Here is a 233-nt window from a genome sequence, read left to right as displayed (position 1 = left end):
TTGTCTGTGCCTGTACCCGTGTTGCCTGCTGCATCAGTGATGCTGGCGCTAACACTGTAGTTGCCTTCTGCTAAGTCGCTGGTTGGTGTCGCACTCCAATTGCCGTTGACATCGGTTTGTACATCAATAGTTTGTACGACATTGGCTGCATCAGTAAAGGTTACCGTGACGGTGCTGTTGGGTGCATCGCTGGTGCCCGTTACAGTTGGCGTGCTGTCGTTGGTGAGCGCTGG

Annotated in this window: 1 protein-coding gene; it reads right to left on the bottom strand. The window is 53.6% G+C overall.

Annotated elements, in window-relative coordinates; genetic code table 11:
• On the bottom strand, nucleotides 1-233 hold a 233-nt coding region (locus AN389_RS20470; RefSeq protein WP_160318651.1), incomplete at both ends, for an Ig-like domain-containing protein.

The organism is Pseudoalteromonas sp. P1-7a (assembly GCF_001401855.1).
Classification (GTDB): domain Bacteria; phylum Pseudomonadota; class Gammaproteobacteria; order Enterobacterales; family Alteromonadaceae; genus Pseudoalteromonas.
The sequence above is the reverse complement of the archived record's forward strand: the minus strand, read 5'-3'. Positions and strand labels throughout refer to the sequence as shown.